At 42.4% G+C, this 20,474-nt stretch carries 16 protein-coding genes; 7 read left to right on the top strand and 9 right to left on the bottom strand.

Going from position 1 to position 20,474, the window contains the following annotated elements:
• Nucleotides 1-39 precede the first annotated feature (39 nt).
• From ACYQ3L_RS04845 to ACYQ3L_RS04815, 7 genes are all read left to right on the top strand, one after another.
• A complete protein-coding gene (locus tag ACYQ3L_RS04845; protein WP_379994655.1) occupies nucleotides 40-1,290 on the top strand; it encodes an FtsW/RodA/SpoVE family cell cycle protein in 1,251 nt (416 codons plus the stop codon).
• Nucleotides 1,287-2,399, top strand: coding sequence for an undecaprenyldiphospho-muramoylpentapeptide beta-N-acetylglucosaminyltransferase (murG, locus tag ACYQ3L_RS04840; RefSeq protein WP_379994656.1), 1,113 nt, complete (start codon nucleotides 1,287-1,289; stop codon nucleotides 2,397-2,399). Before ACYQ3L_RS04845 ends, murG begins: the two co-directional genes overlap by 4 nt.
• Complete coding sequence (murC, locus tag ACYQ3L_RS04835; RefSeq protein WP_379994657.1) at nucleotides 2,392-3,762, top strand: UDP-N-acetylmuramate--L-alanine ligase; 1,371 nt, start codon at nucleotides 2,392-2,394, stop codon at nucleotides 3,760-3,762. The genes murG and murC overlap by 8 nt, the downstream gene beginning before the upstream one ends.
• A complete protein-coding gene (locus ACYQ3L_RS04830) occupies nucleotides 3,759-4,493 on the top strand; it encodes a cell division protein FtsQ/DivIB (RefSeq protein WP_379994658.1) in 735 nt (244 codons plus the stop codon). Before murC ends, ACYQ3L_RS04830 begins: the two co-directional genes overlap by 4 nt.
• A 59-nt stretch (nucleotides 4,494-4,552) precedes the next feature.
• The gene (ftsA, locus tag ACYQ3L_RS04825) at nucleotides 4,553-5,878 is read left to right on the top strand and encodes a cell division protein FtsA (protein WP_379994659.1); all 1,326 of its coding nucleotides are present in this window, start codon (nucleotides 4,553-4,555) and stop codon (nucleotides 5,876-5,878) included.
• A gap of 69 nt (nucleotides 5,879-5,947) precedes the next feature.
• A complete protein-coding gene (gene ftsZ / locus ACYQ3L_RS04820) occupies nucleotides 5,948-7,240 on the top strand; it encodes a cell division protein FtsZ (RefSeq protein ID WP_379994660.1) in 1,293 nt (430 codons plus the stop codon).
• A 118-nt stretch (nucleotides 7,241-7,358) separates the two neighbouring features.
• On the top strand, nucleotides 7,359-7,811 hold the full coding sequence (locus tag ACYQ3L_RS04815; protein WP_379994661.1) for a GatB/YqeY domain-containing protein: 453 nt from the start codon (nucleotides 7,359-7,361) through the stop codon (nucleotides 7,809-7,811).
• 149 nt (nucleotides 7,812-7,960) lie between these two features.
• On the opposite strand, the gene mutL is transcribed toward ACYQ3L_RS04815, so the two are convergent.
• From mutL to ACYQ3L_RS04770, 9 genes are all read right to left on the bottom strand, one after another.
• Nucleotides 7,961-9,802 (bottom strand): DNA mismatch repair endonuclease MutL, encoded by a 1,842-nt coding sequence (mutL, locus tag ACYQ3L_RS04810; RefSeq protein WP_379994662.1) that lies wholly within the window; start codon nucleotides 9,800-9,802, stop codon nucleotides 7,961-7,963.
• Nucleotides 9,803-9,876: 74 nt separating this feature from the next.
• Nucleotides 9,877-11,763, bottom strand: coding sequence for an OstA-like protein (locus tag ACYQ3L_RS04805; protein ID WP_379994663.1), 1,887 nt, complete (start codon nucleotides 11,761-11,763; stop codon nucleotides 9,877-9,879).
• Nucleotides 11,764-11,940: 177 nt separating this feature from the next.
• A complete protein-coding gene (locus ACYQ3L_RS04800) occupies nucleotides 11,941-13,326 on the bottom strand; it encodes a peptidylprolyl isomerase (RefSeq protein WP_379994665.1) in 1,386 nt (461 codons plus the stop codon).
• An 81-nt stretch (nucleotides 13,327-13,407) separates the two neighbouring features.
• Nucleotides 13,408-14,274: a peptidylprolyl isomerase gene (locus ACYQ3L_RS04795; protein ID WP_379994667.1), complete on the bottom strand. Its 867-nt coding sequence runs from the start codon at nucleotides 14,272-14,274 to the stop codon at nucleotides 13,408-13,410.
• Nucleotides 14,271-16,286 carry a peptidylprolyl isomerase gene (locus tag ACYQ3L_RS04790; RefSeq protein ID WP_379994669.1) on the bottom strand — a complete coding sequence of 672 codons (2,016 nt, stop codon included), beginning with the start codon at nucleotides 16,284-16,286 and terminating at the stop codon, nucleotides 14,271-14,273. Before ACYQ3L_RS04790 ends, ACYQ3L_RS04795 begins: the two co-directional genes overlap by 4 nt.
• 150 nt (nucleotides 16,287-16,436) lie before the next feature.
• Nucleotides 16,437-17,912, bottom strand: a complete 1,476-nt coding sequence (gene guaB / locus ACYQ3L_RS04785; RefSeq protein ID WP_379994670.1) for an IMP dehydrogenase — start codon at nucleotides 17,910-17,912, stop codon at nucleotides 16,437-16,439.
• Nucleotides 17,913-18,064: 152 nt separating this feature from the next.
• Nucleotides 18,065-18,718, bottom strand: coding sequence for a hypothetical protein (locus ACYQ3L_RS04780; RefSeq protein WP_379994671.1), 654 nt, complete (start codon nucleotides 18,716-18,718; stop codon nucleotides 18,065-18,067).
• A 200-nt stretch (nucleotides 18,719-18,918) separates the two neighbouring features.
• The gene (locus tag ACYQ3L_RS04775) at nucleotides 18,919-19,296 is read right to left on the bottom strand and encodes a DUF4377 domain-containing protein (protein ID WP_379994672.1); all 378 of its coding nucleotides are present in this window, start codon (nucleotides 19,294-19,296) and stop codon (nucleotides 18,919-18,921) included.
• A 59-nt stretch (nucleotides 19,297-19,355) separates the two neighbouring features.
• On the bottom strand, nucleotides 19,356-20,468 hold the full coding sequence (locus ACYQ3L_RS04770) for an AAA family ATPase (RefSeq protein ID WP_379994673.1): 1,113 nt from the start codon (nucleotides 20,466-20,468) through the stop codon (nucleotides 19,356-19,358).
• Nucleotides 20,469-20,474: the final 6 nt, after the last annotated feature.

Genomic DNA, 20,474 nt, shown 5'->3' with positions numbered 1-20,474 from the left:
TGGCTTACGCCGATTTTTGAAATCTGAAATAATGATGTTATGGAATTCAATTTTTTAGGAAGGGCGTTTAAAGGAGATAAAGTTATATGGTGCATATTCATTGCATTGTGTATTATCTCTTTGCTTGAAGTATTTAGTGCTACAAGTACAATTGCCTACCGTCAGCAGAGTCACTGGGCGCCTATACTCCGTCATGCAGCATTCTTGCTGATCGGGTTTGCTGTGGTTATGTTCCTGCAAAGGGTACCTACCCGCTTCTTCTCCATCTTATTACTGGGACTGCCCATTTCGGCCATACTACTCATTTTCACTATGTTTATGGGGCAGGATGTAAATGGTGCGCAACGCTGGCTGGGAGTAGGAGCATTTACAATACAACCTTCTGAATTTGCAAAGATATCGGCTATTGGTTTTATCGCCTTTTTTCTGAGTAAGATGAAGCCTGAAAACGAAAGTTGGGTATTCAAGACACTAATAATCGCTATAATTATTATTTGCGCCCTCATTGCGCCTGAAAATCTTTCTACAGCATGCCTCCTCTTCGCTGTTTGTATGCTCATGTTATGGATCGGCCAGGTCAGTTTTGGGCGGCTATTCAAAGTAGCCCTGGGTGGAATTGTTATAGGTGGTGTATTATTCCTTAGTCTCACACTCTTGCCGGATAAGGTAGTCAAAGATTACCTGCCGGAACGTTTTACGACCTGGAAAAACCGTTTGGAAAGGCATTCGGGCGAACAGGAAGGGGGCTCCATCCATGATAGAAAAGAAGATGGAACAATTGCCTATAAGATCACAGACGACAACTATCAGGTATCACATGCTAAAATAGCAATTGCAAACGGTGGAGTTATCGGACTTCCGGGCAGCGGTGTAGAACGCGATTTTTTGCCGCAGGCGTATTCCGATTTTATTTTTGCAATCGTTCTCGAAGAAATGGGCTTGCTTGGCGGGTTGTTTGTGCTGCTTTTATATGTCGCATTAATGATCCGGTGCGGAGTATTGGCATCGAAATGCGAAAAGAAATTCCCCCGCTATCTCATCCTGGGGGCAGGACTTATACTTACAATACAGGCTTTGGCTAATATGGCCGTTGCAGTCAATCTCATACCCGTAACAGGGCAGCCATTACCATTGGTCAGCCGGGGAGGGACTTCTACAATCATTACTTGCGCCTATTTCGGGATCATTCTGGCATGTTCTTCAAAACTGAACGATTCGGACCATGAAGATGTAGACGAAAGTATTGCAAATGTGGATTTTGAAACTTTTGATGAAGCAAATAGAATATGAAACAGCTAAGAGTAATAATAAGCGGCGGAGGCACAGGAGGGCATATATTTCCTGCAATAGCTATTGCCAATACGATAAAAGAGCATTACCCCGATGCTGACATCCTCTTTGTAGGAGCTACCGGGCGTATGGAAATGGAGAAAGTTCCCGCGGCCGGATATGAAATCATCGGTCTGGAAATATCCGGGCTTAACAGGAAAAACATCTTTAAGAATATATCTACCCTATTGAAATTCCAAAAGAGTTTGATAAAAGCGAAACGGATACTCAGGGATTTCCGGCCCGATGTGGTAATAGGTGTAGGAGGCTATGCCAGTGGCCCGATGCTTTACAAAGCGAATGCGTTGAAAATCCCGACACTTATCCAGGAGCAGAATTCCTATGCCGGGGTTACAAATAAATTCTTGTCAAAGAAGGCTTCGGTAGTGTGTGTCGCATATGAAGGCATGGAACGTTTCTTTCCTAAAAGCAAAATAGTAATGACCGGCAATCCGTGCCGTCAGGAGTTACTATCCGCAACTATTACCAAACAAGAAGCATATGAGGAATTTAATCTCGATCCGGATAAAAAAACAATTCTTCTCATAGGTGGTAGCCTAGGCTCGAGAATGATGAATAAAAGTATTCTGGCGGGAATCGATGAACTGGCAAATTCCAATATTCAATTGCTTTGGCAATGTGGAAAGCTCTATTCGTTCGAAATGAATATGGATTTATCCGGTAAAGGCAGTCCTGAAAATATACATATCCATGAGTTTATATCACGTATGGATTTGGCTTATAAAGCGGCTGATCTGGTTATTTCCCGTGCGGGGGCAAGCTCTATTTCCGAACTTAGCCTGCTCGGCAAGCCTGTGATATTAATTCCGTCTCCAAATGTGTCGGAAGACCATCAAACAAAGAATGCGATGGCACTGGCAGATAAAAATGCAGCTATTCTGATCAGGGATGACGAAGCAATCGAAAAACTTGTACCTGAGGCATTAAACATAATACAGGATAAAGAGAAACTTGAGGTATTGTCAGCGAATATTCGGAAAATGGCACAACCCGACTCTGCCAATCGTATTGTGGATGAGGTTATTAAATTAGTAAAGAAAAATGGATAATATACAATCTATATATTTCATAGGGATTGGTGGTATAGGCATGAGCAATCTGGCCCGCTACTTTATATCGAAAGGCAAGAAGGTTGCCGGATACGACCGCACCGAAACGCCTCTTACAAAAGATCTGGTAACCGAAGGTGCCGAAATCCATTATACTGATGATATAAAACTTATACCGGGCTATTGTAAAGATAAAGAAAGTACACTTGTTGTATATACGCCTGCTGTTCCGGCTGAAAATGAAGAAGTCGCATATTTTCAGGGGAACGGATTTACTATACAGAAAAGGGCGCAGGTATTAGGCATAATTACAAAATCGGGTAAAGCTCTCTGTTGTGCAGGTACACATGGAAAGACTACGACATCCAGTATGCTGGCGCATATTCTTAAACAGTCGCATCTCGATTGCAATGCTTTTCTGGGCGGTATATTGAAAAATTACGGCAGCAATCTGATACTTTCCGATAAAAGCGAATTTACGGTAGTGGAAGCAGACGAGTACGACCGTTCTTTCCATTGGCTCCATCCTTATATGGCGCTGATAACTTCTGTTGACCCCGACCATCTGGATATTTATGGTACGGAGGAGGAATATCTGAAAAGCTTTGAGAAGTTTACAAGCCTTATTCAGCCTGGAGGGGCATTGGTGATAAAGCACAATATAAAGCTTTCGCCAAAGACAGGAAAAGATGTGCGGATATATATTTATTCGATGGATAAAGGAGATTTCCATGCACAGAATATAAAAATAGGAAATGGTGAGATTCGTTTCGATTTTGTCACACCGAAGGGAACGATTGATAACATACAGCTCGGTGTCCCGGTAAAAATAAATATAGAAAACGGCATTGGTTCTATGGCTATGGCCTGGCTTAACGGAGCTACTGCGGACGAATTACGACATGGCATGGCTACCTTCATGGGAGCAAAGCGCCGTTTCGATTTCTTGCTGAAAACAGATAAGATAGTGATGATAGATGATTATGCGCACCATCCTGAAGAACTGGCCGCAAGTATAGCATCTGTCAAGGAACTATATCCTGACCGCAAGCTGACCGGCATTTTTCAGCCGCATCTATATACACGGACACGGGATTTTGCATCTGAATTTGCGAAAAGCCTGTCTCTATTGGATGAATTGATACTGCTGGATATTTATCCGGCAAGGGAAAAACCGATAGAAGGTGTGACCTCGAAGATTATTTTCGATAAAGTCACCTGTCCTAAAACATTGTGTAACAAAGAGGAATTATTACCTTTATTGGAAAATAAGAATGATTTGGAGGTTCTTCTTACTGTAGGGGCAGGAGATATAGACCGGTTATTAAATCCGATAAAGGATATATTGGAACAAAAAATATGAAAAAAGCATTAGTCATCATCGGAATATGTTTGCTTGCAGGCTATCTCGTTTTCTCGGTTTTCTACTTTCAGGGAAAACCAAAGGATGGCATATGCTCCAAATTTGAGGTCGAGGTAAAGAATGCTTCAGATGATGAGCAGTTTGTAGATACGGAAGATATAACCCGGTATGTGAAAGAAAAGGGACTCGATCCTACGGGTAAGCAAATAAAGGATATAAATACAAATACTATAGAGGAGGCTATATTGACTAATCAATTGATAAAAAAGGCTGATGTATTTGTTACTAATAACGGGGCCATCAAAGCGTCTATAGAAGAGCGTAAACCGGTACTGAGAGTTATGTCCGGCGCAGGGGAAAATTACTATATCGACAACGAAGGACGCAAGATGCCCCTGTCAAGACGTTTCACCGCATATCTTCCTATTGCCACCGGAGCAATAAAAGAAGACTTCGCGAAGACCGACTTATACAAATTTGCACTATTTTTGCATAATGATAAGTTTTGGAACGCACAAATCGAACAAATTGTAGTCCTGCCTAATCAGGATATAAAATTAATACCCCGTGTGGGCGACCACCAGATTATTCTGGGAAACCTCTACGGGTATAAGGAAAGGCTGGATAAACTGCTGGCTTTTTATGAAAACGGGCTTAACGAAACGGGATGGAATAAGTATTCCGTTATTAATTTGAAATTTGACAAACAAGTTGTCTGTACAAAGCGTTAAAAGAGGAATAGATATACTGGCGGGTTTTATCCGGGCCGGTTTATAAAGATAGGAGTTATATGGAGCAATCAGGATTTATAGTAGGTATCGACTTAGGCACATCCAAGATAATCGGAGTACTGGGCCGCAAGAATGAGCAAGGGGTGATTTCCATCCTCGCATCGGAAAGTATTCCTTCCGATTCATGCGTAAAATACGGCGTAATATACAATATAGACGAAGCGGCGGGTAAGATCAAGAAACTTATCAACTTGCTCGAAAATAAAACAGGTAAGAAAATAGGAAAGGCGTATGTATCGGTTGCAGGAAAATCCCTTCGGGCAATAGAGCATAAGGAAACCAAATTATTGGATGGAACTACGCCTATCACCTTTGCCCTGTTGGACAATCTGGAGCAACAGGCAAAACTGAATAAGCCTGAGTTTTTCACCAATTACAGTGTCCTTGCCCCTGAATATTATCTGGACGGGAAATATGAAGAAGATCCTATAGATAAAATAGGTTCTACTCTAGAGGGACATTACCGGCTGGTTATAGGCCGTCCGAATATAAAGACTAACCTGACAAAAAGTATAACCGACAAAGCTCAGATAGAAATTGCAGGTTATATTGTGGGTCCTGTTGCTGCAGGGGCTTTAGTTCTCGACGAACATGACAGGCAGGCAGGATGCGCTCTTGTCGATTTTGGGGCGGGTACTACGACTTTGTCCATATATAAAGGGGGACTGTTGCGCTTCATGTCTGTCATACCTTTCGGCGGGCGCACCATAACCAAGGATGTACAGGAACTTGGTTTTGTTTTCGAATCGGCCGAAACGTATAAAATCCGTTACGGAAAATTAGGAAAAGATAAGAATAAGGCTGCGGCAGATGTTTCTCCCGATGTGGATTTGAGAGAATTAAACAAAGTCATACAACTCCGTCAGGATGAAATTATACTGAATGTCATCAATCAGATAAAATTATCGGGATATGCCGATGAACTGGATGCCGGCATTATCATGATAGGCGGAGCCTCTCAAATGAATGGCCTGGTCGATCACCTTGCTGAAAAATCACAGCTTCCGGTAAAACGTGCAGTAGCAAAGCGCGTATATATAAACAATGCTGCCGAGTTGCTTCAGAACCCGTTGTATACACAGGCTTTGAGCCTATTGCTTTTTGCAAATGAAAATTGTGAGAAGAAAGAAGTTGTGGCACCTAAGGTAGAAACAGTGGTTACCCCTACTCCACCGCCTCCTGCGGAAGAGGACGACGAGCCTGAGGAAGACACAAAGAAGAATAAAAAACAAAAGAAGCAAAAAGACGGTAAGCAAACAACCCTGTTTGGCTTTTTTGAAAAAATACAGAACTTCGGAGGAACAATGTTCAACGACGAAGAATAAAATAGTTGCAAGTAAAAAAATATAAGCTAACAGCTATACGCTAATAGCTAACAGCTAAATATTAAAAATATGGATGAGAAAATACTTGATTTCCAGTTTCCGAAGAAAACCCAGACCATAATAAAAGTAATTGGTGTAGGAGGTGGTGGTGGCAATGCCGTGAATCATATGTATAACGAAGGGATACACGATGTATCGTTCGCATTGTGCAATACCGATAACCAGGCCCTTTGTGAATCTCCTGTAGAGACCCGCGTCCAACTGGGACGGAAAACAACGGAAGGACTTGGGGCAGGTAACCGTCCGGAAGTGGCGAAAGCTGCTGCCGAAGAGAGCCGGGACGATCTGGAAAGACTGCTTAACGACGGAACCAGAATGGCCTTTATCACTGCAGGTATGGGAGGTGGTACAGGTACGGGCGCGGCACCTGTGGTAGCACGTATTGCCAAGGATATGGGTATCCTTACAGTTGGTATTGTAACTATTCCGTTTGTATTCGAAGGCCGTAAAAAAATAATACAGGCTCTGCGTGGTGTCGAAGATATAGCCAAGAATGTGGATGCATTGCTCGTTATCAACAATGAGCGGCTGATAGATATATATGCTGACCTTACTATCCCGAATGCCTTTGCAAAAGCTGATGATACATTGACTATCGCAGCAAAAGGTATTGCGGAAATAATCACGGTACATGGTCATATCAATCTTGACTTTGCCGATGTGAAGACAATTCTCAAAGACGGTGGGGTGGCCATTATGAGTAGCGGATACGGTGAAGGAGAAAGCCGTGTGGAAGATGCGATTGTAAACGCTCTGCACTCTCCGTTGTTGAATAACAATGATGTGTTCGATGCCAAGAAAATATTATTCAATATATATTCAAGCGACGAAACCCCGCTTATTGTTGAAGAAATGGAAGCTGTAGCTAACTTTATGAAGCGCTTCGGTCCCGAAATTGAAGTTATCTGGGGTACGGCTACCGATAAAAAACTGGGAGAGAAGGTGAAGATAACACTTCTTGCCACAGGATTCGGCATGTCCAGCATTCCGGGTATAGATGAGCATTACCGAGAAATGACCGAAGAAGAGGAAATGCTCGAAGAAGAACGTATCAGGACAGAGGAAGAGGAAAAACGCCGCATCAACGAAATGATAGAAAAGCATTACGGTAAAGACGGAGTGCAGACGATGGCCGTAAGAACTTCTTTTTTCAGCCCCAAACCAGTTATCTTATCGACAGAGGAACTGGATAACGACCGTATTGTAGATGCACTGGAAAATACACCTGTATTTAAGCGTGACGATAAATTCAATCCGAGTGAATATAAACCGGAAACAAAGAAACCGGGAGAACTTTTTTAAGGTCACAAACCTTTTATTATTTTTATATGTATGACAACAGCAGTTGGTTATAATTCAATATCGTCATATTAAACCATTTCTGTTACTTAATGAAACAATATAATAAAAACATATAACCATGAACTTATTCGACCAAGTCAGTGAAGGTATAAAAGATGCAATGCGTGCAAAAGATAAGATAAGGCTGGAAGCACTGCGTGGAATTAAAAAGGAATTTATAGAGGCGAAAACTGCAAAAGGGGCTAATGATGAGCTGACTGATGAGACAGCTATTCAGATACTTCAGAAGATGGCGAAGCAACGTCGCGACAGTGCAGCCATCTACACCACACAAAACCGTGCCGATCTTGCCGAAAATGAACTGGCAGAACTGGCTGTTATCGAAACATTCCTGCCGAAACAATTATCGCAAGATGAGCTGGACACTAAAATCAGCGAAATCATCGCTCAGGTTGGTGCAACTTCACCTGCCGATATGGGCAAGGTAATGGGTGTGGCTACAAAGGCATTGGCCGGAGTTGCAGCCGGTAAGGCTATTTCGGAGACAGTAAAGAAGTTATTAAGCAAATAAGCGTACAATCTATAACTTAAGAGCAGGGTATAATAAATATCCTGCTCTTTCTGTGTTTTACAGCTGTGTCACGTGAATCTTTCAGATGGTTTATCTCAAATAATAAAACAAATTACCAATTAAAAGATTATAGTACCGATAAAGATATCTTACCGGAACATCTTTTCTATCACATCATCTTCCAGTAATGAGATAATTGTCTTACCATCGGGAGTATGTTTATGTGCAGGCGATGCAAACAGTTGGTCTACAATTTTATTCATCTCCTCGTCGGATAATCTATGCCCGTAAGGTATAGATGCGGCATTAGCCATCGACAAGGCAAGGGATTCCTGTATTTCTTCCTTTACATCACTGCCGCTGTCCACACTCCGGCTTATCATATTATGTACAAGTTGTACAGGATCTACATTTGTGATTTCGGAAGGCGTTCCGTTTATAGCATAGGCATTGTTGCCAAGATGGCTCAAATCGAATCCTACAGCTTCCAAATCGTCCATCAGATAAGGAATCATTGCTGCTTCGGAAGGAGACAACTCTATTATATCGGGAAACAAGGCCCGTTGCGATATACCTCTCTTCTGGCGAATCTGCGCGATAAACTGGTCAAACAGGATACGGACATGTGCCCGGTGCTGGTCTATGAGCATCAGACCCGATTTTACAGATGTAAGTATATATTTGTTCTTGTATTGGTAATGAACAACCATCTCAGTGTTTACTGAAGGAATGGTTGTCTCCGTACCAGATGACTGGCTGAATATATTTACGTCCCTATCCGGTTCTATATCCATACCAGAGTTACCCCTGTCTTTTTCAAATCCTTCGTAAAACTTTTCCCAATCCAGAGTCTGACGTTGGTAGCCGGAACCAGAAGAAGGGCTTTTGAAAGGATTGTACGATGGATTTACATTCACACGTGGCTGGCTTACATTCTTCGATGGATCGTGAATCGGTATATCTATGGCATCCGTTGTATCAAAGTCGATGGTGGGCACCTCATTGAACTTGCCTAACGCTTCTTTTACTGCAGCCGATAATATTTGCCATATAGGCTGTTCGTTTTCGAACTTTATTTCGGTTTTTGTAGGATGTATATTCACATCGATAGTATCCGGCTCAACATCGAAATAGATAAAGTAATTCGGATTTTCGCCCGATGGGATTAACGGTTCGAACGCAGCGGTCACGGCCTTATTGAAATACGGATGACGCATATACCGCCCATTCACAAAGAAATATTGCAAGGCCCTTGTTTTGCGCGCCGATTCGGGTTTTCCCACAAATCCTCTTATCTTTACCAAAGAAGTATCTATATCGATGGATATCAGTTGCTGGTTGAAATTCTTCCCTACCACATTTACAATTCGCTGGCGCAGATTGCATGCAGGATACCGAAGAACTTCAATATCATTGTCGGTGAAGGAAAATTCTATTTCGGAATTTACCAGCACTATCCGTTCCAACTCGGTAAGTATATTCCTCCGTTCGGTATCGTTCGATTTAAGGAACTTGCGGCGGGCAGGGACATTGAAAAAGATGTTCTTTACCGAAAAATTACTTCCTTTAGGACAGGCGATACATTCCTGAGCTTCAACCCTCGATCCCGATATCTGGAGCAAAGTACCCAGCTCATCCTCTTCCCTGCGGGTCTTTACTTCTACCTGGGCAATAGCAGCGATAGAAGGCAATGCTTCCCCGCGAAATCCCATTGTATGCAGAGCGAACAGATCATCAGCCGACCTTATTTTCGAAGTTGCATGACGTTCAAAAGCCATGCGTACATCGGTAGCGGACATGCCTTTACCGTTGTCGATGACCTGAACTAATGTCCGTCCTGCATCTTTGACAATAAGTTGTATAGTGTCGGCTCCTGCATCAATAGCGTTTTCTACCAGTTCTTTCACTATGGATGAGGGTCGTTGAATGACCTCTCCCGCAGCAATCTGATTAGCTATGGAATCGGGTAAAAGATGTATTATATCACTCATTTATTGTATTTCAAGATTTAGAATTTCAAGATTTCAAAATTACTTGTATCTTGTCTACCTGACTTGTAACCGGATTATTCTTCCCTGTCAAAGACTGCCGGACGTTTAGGCCGTACATCCCCGGCTTTTTTCGGTGCTTTCCGGAATATATCGTCTTTGTCCAAAGGTCTTATATAATCGTACCAGTAAAAGTCCTTCAGTCTCAATTGCTCATTGGTTACCAAATGGAAAGGCGTTGTTTTGCCTACAGGCTTAGGCCAGACTACCAGCTTTTCGAACTGCCCGTCGTTCATAAAAATCTGCAGATAACTGCCTTCCAGCCAGTTGAGGACCCCGTTTAGTGTGCCGTCCCGTTCTTCCGGATAGGCGATTGTTTCTACGTTTCCTTCGGCCAACACTCTTTTTACTTTCTTATTTTCGAAGAAAATCTTCATCGAACGGCTTTTCAGCTGGTTGAAGTGTATAGAGTCTTTTTCTTCGATAGAGAAACTATACTGCTTTATATGCATCCGGTCGATGGTACTGTCATTCATGAATATATCTATCGTGTCACCCGACAGCTGCCTGTTGGTATTCCACAATATAGGGTCCCGGTACATGTGGATGATGGAATCCTTCGAGTTGAACTGCAGGGAATCACATACGCCTTGCATATCGGAACGGTAGAATCTTACCCCATAATAGGCTTTTATCAAACGAAACTCTTTCCTGGCAGTATCTACAGGCTGTTGTAGCGCAGACACCGTATAAAGCGGCATAGTATCCGCCGGAAGCCCCATATCTACCCGCGCCGAATCGTTTTGGAAACGGTCGATGATATGCAAAGAATCCCTTGCCAGAGAATCCAGGATCTGAGGTTCGGGTTTTATCAGAGAATCTACTGCAACAGGTTTTATCTTAGGGATATAACTGCTGTCTATAACTGTCAGTAATTTCAGTGTATCGGCATGTATATACAGGCTGTCTCCTTGTGAATACTCGATGCAATAAGCAGAATCGGTAGCTAATGCGGAATTGTTCAGTTCATTATAGTAGCCGTAATTGCCTATAAGGATTATTTTCTTTACAGTATCCTGTAAAAACATATTTCCGAATACTTCGCCATAGCCCAATGTCTTATAATAAAAAATGGAATCACCCCTGAGATAACGGTTTCCTTCTTTATTCATTACTGTAGACTGGTCCAGAAGGAGTGATCTTTCTGTTTCCGTATTGTACCACCCGTTGCTGGTGTATATGACTCCGCTATCAGATACTATTTCGGTGGGCGTGGTGAATATAGCGACTTTCTCGTTCGTATTGTATTTCAGCTTGTCCGAATAAAGTGTGAAATTCGGGTTCTTCAAGATTACGCTATCCTTGAATGTAGCAATACGGATATCAGGCTCGTATTGCCCCCAGAAAGAGGTCAATTCGTTGAGAGAATCGACAAGCATACCGCCATCGAAATAATAACCCAGATTCATAGTCCGGTCATAATTAAGACTGTCGGTAAACAATGTTATCGGGTTCCTTTTGCTTTTGGGTGAATGTTCGAGATTGACATTTTCACGGACTTTCACCAGCTTCGTATTCCCGTCATAATGCATATATCTTCCGTTCAGGAACAGTGTATCGCCTTGCTCCATACGGACATTGCTGAAAGCTTCGAATGAATTTTGCTTCTCATCGTAATAAGCGCTGTCGCAATAAAGGTAAGCTCCGTCGTGGAAGAATATGACACTGTCTTTTAGTACCTGCGGCTCGAAATCCGGCCGTCTTATCAGCCTTTTCGAATTGCGTAATTCAATTACTTTGACGCCACCTTTACTCGTTGCCGGCTTTTGTTTTACAGGATCTTGCGGCTTTTTGGGCACCTGTGTGATGTCCGGCCTTACCTGCGGCGACAGCATGGACTGGGCCGAAGCATAAAGGGCAATGAGGCACAGAATACTCACCAGAGGTATTCTATGCCTTTGCATCGCATATTTTATAAGTTTATTAAACACGTCTTATTTAGTAACTGTTTAAAATTTACCGAAATAATCTTTTATATAACTATTTTCTTTCTTTGGCTCTCTGTGTGTATTCTTTTGAGCGTAGAATCTATCTCAAAAACTCATGGGAGAAGACCAATAAAACAGTTACTTGATACAGGTTTATCTAACCTTGCCGGCAGTATCATCTTTGAGCCATCCCGAATACTGGAAGTCGCAATTCCGCCAATTTTCGTCTATAAAGACATATGTATCCTTAATTTTAGTTTGGAGCCATTTGCGAAGTATTTCCTCTTGCTTATGAGATTCTACTATTTCTTTCAGGGCCTGATAGTCATCAGATACATTAGCTACGTGTCCCTCGGTACGGCTTCTGAGCTTTACGATAGCTACTACTTCTTTACCGTTATCTGTCTTCATTCTGAACGGTGCCGATACCTCACCTACCTTCAATTTATCCACGGCGATGGCTACTGCCGGCGGAAGCTCTTCCTTCAGGAAGCGCGGGGTGCCATAATTGGTACTTTCCTTGCGGTTTACCATCAACCCGTTGTTTTTGCGGGTGTCTTTATCGAATGACAGTACGGTTGCGTCTTCGAATGTAAATTTGTTTTGCTTTATATCTTTGGTGATTGAATCCATCTTAGCGATTGCTTTTTCAAATTCCGCTTCCGGCACTTTCGGGCGAAGCAGGATATGACGCACGTTTATCAGGTCACCCCTGCGCTCTATCAGTTGAATAATGTGGAATCCGTATTCGGTTTCTACTATATTGGATACTTTTTTAGGATCATTAAGAGAAAATGCCATATTGGAAAACTCCGTAACCCAGCTTGCCCGTCCGCTGAATCCGGTTTCACCTCCGTTTTGGGCAGAACCGTCTTCGGAATACATAATTGCCAGTGTGGAGAAGCTTTCACCCGCATTTACCCTGTTGGTGAAATCCCTCAGGCGTTCTTTTACTTTATCTATTTCGGCCAAAGGAACTATCGGCTCGTTTGTAATTATCTGAACTTCTACGGTAGTAGGTATATATGGCAGGCTATCCTGAGGTAATTGAGCGTAATATCTTCTTACTTCCGATGGGGTCAGGCTGCTTTTTTTGCCTACCAGCTTTTTCTTTACTTCCGATACCAGATAGCCATTCCGGATTTCTTCCCTCCACTCTTCACGCAACTGGCTCATCGAAGCCTGGAGATACTCTTCAACTTTTTCTTTAGAACCCAGATTGGCAATAACCATGTTTTCCTGACGGGTCACTCCTCTGGACACTTCTGCCGTAGGTACGTCTATACTGTCTATCTTGGCCTGGTCGAGAAACAGTTTTTGTACAGCCAGTTGTTCGGGTATCAGGCAATATGGGTCACCTTCAATACGTTCGCCCCGTGACAGCATCATCTGCCGGGCTTTTTCCACATCCGACTTTAATATAGCCTCATCTCCTACTACCCAGATTATCTGGTCGATAATATTATCCTGAGCCTTACACAAAAGCCCCGAACTTAATAGTATTGCTAATAAAATAAATTTTCCGGCCTGTTTTACCATTTGTATGTTCAATTAAAAAATCGCGTAAATATAGTGATAATGTATTACTTTTTCTCTTAACGTAAAAAAAGAAGTTATATTCTATTTGTTATAAAACTTAATTTCTTCATCTGAAACGGCTTTGTCATACAAGTCTTTCTTCACTTGCTGCAAATAATCGGCTTTCTTTTGTTCCATATACATTTCGGACAGTTGTCCCTTTACATAGTCGTATGGAGCCTCGCTTCCCGCCAGTTCATATTCCCTGATATTCAATAGATAAACGAAGGAAGAATCGCGCAATTCCAGATTTTTATTCCTTTGCAGGAATATTTTCTCATCGGTGACAGCCGGAGGCATATTTTCCAGGACATCTGCCAGTCCTACCCATTTGTCATAAAAATATTCATAAGCCACCACATTCTGCAACGTGTTTTTTTCAATATTTTCTATCGCGGCATCGTTTCCCTGCCTGTACCACTTCTGAAAATTGGCTAATTGCTTTGAGTTAGCGGGGATTTTCAGATACAGGCCCTTGATGATATTGTCTTCCAGTTTAAATTTGTCTTTATTTTGTTCATAATACGTTTTAAGCTCATTCTCCGTAACGGATTTTGAAAAATGCTCTTTCAGCAGTTGCTCCTGATATGAACTTGTTATCAGCGACTTTTTGTAGTTTTCTACCAACTCGTCTATGTCCTTCTTGTTTATGATATTTTGCAGAGCCTTACTGTATATCAGTTGGTCATTTATCCACATGTCTATATAAGACTTGGCAGCTGCAATACTGTCTTCAGCAGATAAACCCATGGGCAGCATTTCATCTAGTTCGGCCTGATAGAGGGTTTTGTCTCCCACAGTGACAATCGGATTCAATGCCCGGTCAGCATCGGTTGTTCCGCTTCCACTGCAAGAAAACACAATGAAAGCCGTAAAAAACAGATATAAACAGATGAGGGTCTTTTTCATTGTTTCAAATTTAGTGCCGGCTTATTAATATCTACTTTGTACTTATTACGGAGATAAGTAATCCAGTCTTTTTCCAGTTTTTCCTGATAATCCAATTCTACCGCATAACGGACATCAGTATAATCCTCAGGGGCATTTATAAACTTTCCGGTTACGAAGAAATACGGATATCCTCTGAATGGAGCAGGGGCAACTCCTCCGTATATTTTATTGTCTACATATGGATTGCTTCCCTTTATCCATATTCCCGGCTCTATTTTGACTTGTAAAGAGTCCTTGTTCAGCGTACCATCTATCTCATTGATGAAAGCCTCGCGCGAAGTTGCCTTTTTAGCGCCTGCTTCGGCTTTCTTCAGGATATCTTCACTCTTGGCATATACCACCATACCTTTATATTTCTGACCATCCAGCGAGTACCTTGCCTTGTTTTTAGTAAAATAAGCTGTTAGCCCGCCCGCGTCGTTTTTTGAACGTTCCCATACATTTTTGTTCTGTACGTCATAATATAACAGACCGTCGGAAAATTCATTCATTGTACGGGCAAAGTCAGGGAATCTTTTGTCCAGAGTATCTTCTTCATAATCGGATAGCAGGACTGCCTGAAAACCTTCGAAATATTCGTTGAGTATATCCGACGATAAACTGTAAGGAGAGGCTTCTTCTACTTGCATAATTGAGATATCATCCGTATCTTTTATCCTTTCTTTCTGCCTGTAACTGATATACTTGGCAAATTCACGGACAGGATATGCCCTCTGCCCGTCGATACCGAACAGGATATCGTCACCGTTCTTTATCATCTTCAGGAACACAGAATCACGCGGTGATACCGTTTCTGTGATTTCATACAATCTGGAGAAGGCCTCTTTGTTGACTGTAACATTAAAGTTACTTTTCAGCCTGCGTCTTTTCTCATCGCTAAGCGCCTGAACTTTATCGCTTTTCAGTATTTTTTCCCTCAACTGATTTTTCATTACATCAAGGCTTTCTGTGGGTATTTTCCGTAATAACCTTATGATATGGTAACCATAGTTGGACATCACCGGCTTGCTTATATCACCGGCTTTTTCGAGATTGAAAGCTGCCATAGTAAAATCCATAGGCAAATTGGAGTCCAGCCTTATAATGCCGAAGTAGCATCCGTTGGCCTCCATTTTATGGGCTTTGGAAAATAAGTCACAGAGGGTCTGGTAATCTGCCGGAGACTTGATGTTTTCATATTCTCTCCACGCTACCTTTCCCACACTGTCTATCTGCTGTTGCGACGGAGGCAGATGTGAAAAATTGAATACTACTTGCTCTATCTCTACTGCTCCCATTGCAGGACGCCGGTTCAGTACCTGTATAATATGGTATCCTCTGGATGCGCGTATAGGCATACTTACCTCGTTTATTGGCAAGCTGTATATGGCATCTTCCACCTTGGCCGCAAACATAAAAGGTGATACCCAGCCTATATATCCGTTGCGAGACTCAGCACGGGTATAGAATGCAGTACCCGAGCGCGGGGTATTCGGTTCCGCTCCGGCGAATCCGTCTTTCAGTATTTTGACTCTGGCTTCCATCGCCTTCTTGTATATCCTCAGAGTATCGCCAGGGAGGACTATTTCTTCATTGTCGAATGGGAACATGACATGGTTGATCTCTACGTTTTCCTGCATCCGCTTATATATCTTCTCTATATATTCATCCTCATAGCCGGTATTATTCATATATTTATGAGCCATCTGCGACCTGTAGGATGAAAGCTGCCGCTGGAAAGACGCCGTTGTATCGAGATGCTGGGCCCTGGCCTCTGCTACATTCAGTTTGAAATCTATATATGAGTTTACAAAGTCGGCGAAGTTCTGTTTGGTTTCGGTATTGGCATTTCCTTTTTTGTAGGCGTATTCAACCTCGGACTTATACACGGGTGTCCCATCTATTGAGAACACGACAGTATCGTCCTGTTGTGCAAATGTACACAACGTAGCAAGTAGCGCAAAGATTAATAAAGAAAGCTTTTTTATCATATAATAAGCTATGTAAAAATAAACCAGACACAAAGATACAAGAAATATAGGCTCATAATGTTTTAAAATATTCTAAAATAAAAACTCTGTATATTTTTATCAACATACAGAGTCTTAATTTATTTCAGAATTTATGCGATCGGATCGTATTTATTCTCCGCGGCTATAATTCGGCGCTTCACTTGTTATTGCCACATCGTGTGGATGGCTTTCAGCTACTCCGGCATTTGTGATGCGTGTAAACTTAGCGTTATGGAGCGTTTCTATATTATTTGCCCCGCAATATCCCATACCTGCGCGCAAACCGCCTGTCATCTGGTAAACGACTTCGAACAATGAGCCTTTGAACGGTACACGGGCAGCGATACCTTCGGGTACAAGTTTCTTTATATCAGCCTCCATATCCTGGAAATAGCGGTCTTTCGAGCCTTTTTCCATCGCTTCGAGAGAGCCCATTCCACGATATGATTTGAATTTACGTCCGTTGAATATGATAGTTTCGCCGGGAGATTCTTCCACTCCGGCAAGTAATGAGCCCATCATTACCGAATAACCTCCTGCGGCCAGGGCCTTTACTATATCTCCCGAGTAGCGGAGGCCTCCGTCGGCTATCAATGGAATACCTGTTCCTTTCAGCGATTTTGCGACATCATAGATGGCTGACAGTTGCGGAACTCCGATTCCCGCTACTACACGTGTAGTACAGATAGAGCCCGGTCCGATACCTACTTTCACCGCATCGGCTCCTGCATCTACCAGATATCTGGCAGCTTCGCCTGTGGCGATGTTACCTACTACCACATCTATGCCGGGATAAGCAGCTTTTACTCTTTTCAGCATATCGGCTACCCCTTTCGAGTGACCGTGCGCTGTATCTATAACAATGGCGTCTACTCCTGCTTCGACCAAAGCGGCTACACGGTCCAGTGTATCATATGTCACGCCCACTCCGGCAGCGACACGCAAACGCCCGTGTTCGTCTTTGCATGCAAACGGTTTATCTTTAGCTTTGGTTATGTCTTTGTATGTAATGAGTCCGATCAATCTGTTTTCAGAATCTACTACGGGCAGTTTTTCTATTTTATGCTGTTGAAGGATGTCTGCCGCGGCTTCCAGATCGGTGCTCTGGCGTGTAGTGATAATCCTGTCTTTGGTCATCACATCGTCTATCAGCTGGTTCATATCGCGGCGGAAGCGCAGGTCGCGGTTGGTAACGATACCCACAAGATAGTTGTTGGTGTCAACAACAGGGATACCTCCGATTTTGAATTCTGCCATCATAGCCAGTGCCTGGCCTACCGTTTTGTCGCGAAGGATGCTTACAGGATTCGAGATCATACCGTTTTCGGCACGTTTTACGAACCTTACCTGTTGGGCCTGGGCTTCGATCGACATATTTTTATGTATAACGCCAATACCTCCTTCGCGGGCGATGGCAATAGCCAGTTTAGCTTCCGTGACTGTGTCCATAGCCGCCGAAACGATTGGGATATTTAATTTGATATTGCGTGAGAAACTTGTCGAGAGATCGACTTCGCGTGGGAGAACTTCTGAATAAGCGGGGATCAACAATACATCGTCGAATGTCAATCCATCCATGACTACTTTATCTGCAATAAAAGACATATATAAAAGAGCTTTTGAAATTTATTGCGTGCAAATATAGTCATTTTTTGGCAAACAGAGTTTCTTTTTGATTAAAAAAGATGAGGATTTGACAAAAGTTTTTAGAACCGGCTTCATTTTTTAACAATTAAGCATTAATTTAGTTTGATTTGTTAATCTGTCAATATTCTGGACGAATGCATCAATATGAAAAACTCTATTGTTTCATCTATCGATCTATCGGAGGTATAATCAGGCGCTTCGGCTTTTAGGCGGTCGAAAACCGTATGGTATTCTTCTGTATTTTTAAAAGACCGGTATTGCCTTTTCTTGAAGTTATTCAGTTCTTTCCTGCTTAGTTTCATTTCCTTGATTACAGTCCCGTCCTTAATTTCCAGAAGTATATAGTTTTTGGGAGAATCCCCGTTCTTGAAACCACCTTCGGGTACTTCCCCCGCAAGCATAAGGCCCGATACCCAATCTGCTTTTGCCCGGGTTGTGTTTGGAAATAGCGAACTGTATGCATTCTCTCTTTTTATTTGCAGATCCTCCATATAATATTTTTGTATTGCCGTTACATAAAGCTGATTGTCTTCGATCCGGAATGTGCCTATATAGCCTTGTCTGGGCGCAGTAGAGAGTATGATCTCTCCATCGGGGGTCATTTCGGTGTGATCTGCTTTGTCGATAAAAAAATGAGATAGGTATTTGCTGTCCACTATGCTGTATTCTTTTCCATTATATAGTAATTTATCGGGGGTGTACACACTGGCCGACAGGCTGAAATATACTGCCAGCAAGAGGATTAGTAAAAACTGTTTTTTCATAGAGGACCCGGTTGATAATAAAAATGTATGGCTTCAAAATTAGATATTTATTTCGAAATCATAGTGCAGGATACTTTATTTTTTATCGATTCAGAATTCATTTATTTATATGCAAAAGCCTGTAGCCTTTTATGAGTTACAGACTAAAGGACGGTTAAACAAAAAACCGTCCTTTAGTCTGTAATAAAAGAGATGTTGATTTACTCCACAGGTCCGGACTGTAAATCATCCCCGGTAGGCATATCAGGCAGGTTGTCTGATGTTTTCTGTTCTTTGGAAACTTCTTTTACCAAAGTATACTTCAACGAAGACTGATCTGCTGCTGGATGCTCTACTTCTTCAACTTTTACTTCCAGTACATATTCATATCCGGGTTCATAAATAAAGCCTTCTATGTTGCTATAAAAAAACTCCCATTCTGTCTGGCCATCTCTTTTTACCAAAAGGCATTTCATTGGAGCTACTCCCACACAATCACCCTGGCTGGATGCCACCGTCAATTTCTGAATATTCTCAGAACTGCCGCAAGAACCTAAAAATAAGGCCGCTGCGAGCAAGCTTAAAATTAATTTATACATAATTTATATTTTGAATAGATTAATATCTTATTTATAAACATATACCCTCTCTAAAAGGTTTATTTTTCAACTATATACTCTACTTCATGCGCTTCCGGCAGTTGTGGTATTTCAAGCTTCTGCAACATCTTGTCCAGTATATCTCCTGACAACTGAAACTCTCTGTTACGGTTCTGATTGCGCCACACATCATATGGTTTTTCCACATATACTATTTTAACTTTTGCCCCATACAAAGTGAACAGATCGACCAGTTGCTGACGCATCAGGCGTGTGATATTAGTAGCATTCCATACAAAATCCTGTTTCTTACGCAAATATACACGAGCCTGTTCTTTTGCTTCCTGTACTACCCGGCCGGTCGCTGACCTGTCCGCAGGGCTGTATTTATATTTCCGGCGGATAGCATCGAGGCTGATGACCGGCATATCCGGTTTAAGTGATTGTATATAATGGTCTTTGCCCATCCCCGGCAAACCTGATAGCAAAGTAACCTCACATTTGAAGTCATCGTACGGCACATAACCAATATAACCGTCTATCGTATTGAAATATTCGTACCGGGCACTTGCCGTCGGAAATTCCAAGGCTTTGTCCCAGCAGCCTTCATCTTTGCAAAACATCTCAAATAAGTCCAATGACTCGATTAACGCCCCTGCATCCTCACATATTCTTCCGCGGGCATCAGCCTCGGCCAACATTCTCAGATGGCGGGTATTAGCCCTTAATGATACAGCATGAATCTTTTTGGCCGGTTCCAATTTTTCCATCAGCCATAAAGGCAAGCCGTGAAAGCGTACCAGTGAAACGACTTTCTCCCGAATGTGGAACGGAGTCGGAATGTCTTTGAACAGAATATTTCGCGCAGTATATTCTCCTCTCCGGGCATGCCCGTTAGCAGAGATATTTCCATTGCCTTCATCCTGCGAAGTGGAGCATTTCTCTATATCATGCATGAGAGCCGCCGCCCACAATATCTCCTGTTCCTGTTCGGACAAAGTCTGATACCGCGGCATTTTCAATAATTCGTCCAGTACCATTTGTGTGTGGATGGCTACATTACCTTCAGCATGGTGAGTTTTGTGTTGCACCACATTTTTCATATCAGCGACCCACGAAAATTGTCTTTCGAGTGATTGCCAGTCTTTATTTTGTGTTAACTTCCAAGTCATAATCAT

The sequence above is a fragment of the Dysgonomonas termitidis genome (assembly GCF_054657735.1).
The sequence above is the reverse complement of the archived record's forward strand: the minus strand, read 5'-3'. Positions and strand labels throughout refer to the sequence as shown.